Annotated in this window: 3 protein-coding genes; 2 read left to right on the top strand and 1 reads right to left on the bottom strand. The window is 74.7% G+C overall.

Annotated elements, in window-relative coordinates; translation table 11 throughout:
* Positions 1-1,046, top strand: a 1,046-nt coding sequence (locus tag RIF89_RS14540) for an MFS transporter (protein WP_309069786.1), incomplete at its 5' end; no start/stop codon positions are given.
* The gene (locus tag RIF89_RS14535; protein ID WP_375294493.1) at positions 1,043-1,228 is read left to right on the top strand and encodes a LacI family DNA-binding transcriptional regulator; all 186 of its coding nucleotides are present in this window, start codon (positions 1,043-1,045) and stop codon (positions 1,226-1,228) included. The genes RIF89_RS14540 and RIF89_RS14535, both read left to right, overlap by 4 nt.
* A gap of 34 nt (positions 1,229-1,262) precedes the next feature.
* Here the strand turns inward: RIF89_RS14535 and RIF89_RS14530 are convergent.
* The coding region (locus tag RIF89_RS14530) for a CDP-glycerol glycerophosphotransferase family protein (protein ID WP_309069785.1) at positions 1,263-1,954 on the bottom strand (692 nt) is incomplete at its 5' end.

Below are 1,954 nucleotides of genomic sequence, written 5' to 3'. Positions count from 1 at the left end.
TCCTGCTCGGTCTGGGCTCGTTCCTCGCCATGCAGGCGACCGGATGGGTCGTCGACCGGGCCGGCAGCCGGGTCGCGACCGTCGCGGGCGTCGCCCTGCTCGCGCTCGCCACGCTGCTGCCGCCCCTAGCGTCGGACCCGATCGCGCTGGGCCTGGCGGTGTTCGCGATCGGCGTCGGCAACGGCACGCTCGACGTCGCGATGAACGCGCATGCCGTGATCGTCGAGCGGCGCTACGGCCGCCCGATCATGTCGAGCTTCCACGCGTGGTTCTCGGTGGGCGGCGCGCTCGGCGCGGGCTTCGGCGCTCTCGCGAACGCGCTGGGCTGGGCGCTCCCGGCGCTCTTCGCCGTGCCCGTGGCGATCGCCGCCGTCGCGGCGGCGGCAACCCTTCCCGGCCTGCTGCGGGCTGCGGACGCCCTCACCCCGGCGCCTGACGGGGTCGACGCGAGCGAAGCGCCCACGGGCGGGATCGCGCGCCGTGCCGTCCTGCTCGGTGCGCTCGCGTTCATGCTGATGCTCGCCGAGGGCGTCGCCGCCGACTGGAGCGCGCTGCACACGCGTGATCATCTCGGCGCTCCCGAATCGACCGCGGCGCTGGCCTACGCGGCCTTCGCGGTGGCAATGACCGCGGGCCGCTTCGCGGCCGACCGCGTGTCCGCGCGCATCGGGGCGGTGGCCGTCGTCCGCTTCGGCACTCTGATCGCCGCCGGGGGGCTGCTGGTCGTGACGCTGTCCGGCGCCGTTCCGCTCACGCTGGCCGGCTGGGTCCTGTTCGGGATCGGCCTGTCCGGAGCCGTGCCGCAGATCTTCACGGCCGCCGGTGCGCTCGGTGCGGCAAATGCCGGCATCGTCATGTCCCGGATCGTCGGCGCGGGCTACGTCGGTCTGCTCGCCGGCCCCGCGCTGATCGGCTGGCTGGCCGAGGGCGTCACGCTGAGCGTCGCGATCGCCACACCCGTGCTCCTGTGTGCCGGCGCCGCCGCGCTCGCCTCCGCGGTCGCGACGCCCTCCCGCGTGGAGAGCGGTGAGAGCGTACGCACATGAGCGGGCGACCGACCATCCGCGACGTCGGCCGTGCGGCCGGCGTCTCGCACCAGACGGTGTCGCGCGTGCTCAACGCGCCCGAGGCGGTCCTCCCCGCGACGCGCGCCCGCGTCGTCGCGGCGATCGAGGCCCTCGGCTACGTCCGGGACGAGGCGGCGGCCCAGCTCGCGCGGCGGCACTGAGGCGCGGCGGAACGGTTTCTGCGTTCCCCGGCCCTCAGCCCGCCGAGCGGGCGTGCCAGTCGTCCCAGGTCGCCATGAGCTGATCGATCGCGGCGTGGAAGCGCGCCGTCGCCGCGCCGGGTGTGGTGTCGCCGAAGTAGTGCGTCACCCAGTGCTGCAGACGGGCGGCCGCTTCGGGATCGGCCTGCACGCGCTCGACCTCGGCCACGATGCCGGGCGCGTCCGCGGCGCGCAGCCACTCGCAGGCCGACAGATAGCCGCCCTCGTCGACCTCCGCGGCCGGATCCTCCGGGCGGGTGATGAGCAGCGGCTTGCCGGCCGCCAGGCGGTCGTAGACCATCGCGGAGATGTCGACGATCGCGACGTCGGCCGCGGCGAGCTGCCACCCCAGGTCTGGCTTGTCGTCGTACACGTGGTGCGCCACCGGATCCGCCGCGTTGGCCGCCCTCAGCGCGTCGATGATCCGCTGGTTCGCTGCCCCGAAGTCGGGATCCACGACGCCGCTGCGCGGATGCGGGCGGTAGATCACGCGGTGCCGGCCCGTCGCGAGCAGCGCCGTCACGAGCGCCTCGCCGTGCGTCTTGACCGACCCGTAGTGCGCGGCCGGGCGGTCGCCCTCCCACGTCGGGGCGTACAGCACCACCGTGCGCTCGTCGGGCGTGTACGGCAGCTCGCCCGAATAGTGATCCGCCTGCGGCCGGCCGATCTCGATCGTGCGGCGATCCA

Origin of the sequence: Microbacterium sp. (genome assembly GCF_031178525.1) — a bacterium.
Lineage (GTDB): Bacteria > Actinomycetota > Actinomycetes > Actinomycetales > Microbacteriaceae > Microbacterium.
This window is presented reverse-complemented; position numbering and strand designations above follow the sequence as displayed.

Excerpts from the sequence above, each read along its gene's own strand:
- RIF89_RS14535 (WP_375294493.1), top strand. The coding sequence starts at position 1,043 with ATGAGCGGGCGACCGACCATCCGCGACGTCGGCCGTGCGGCCGGCGTC.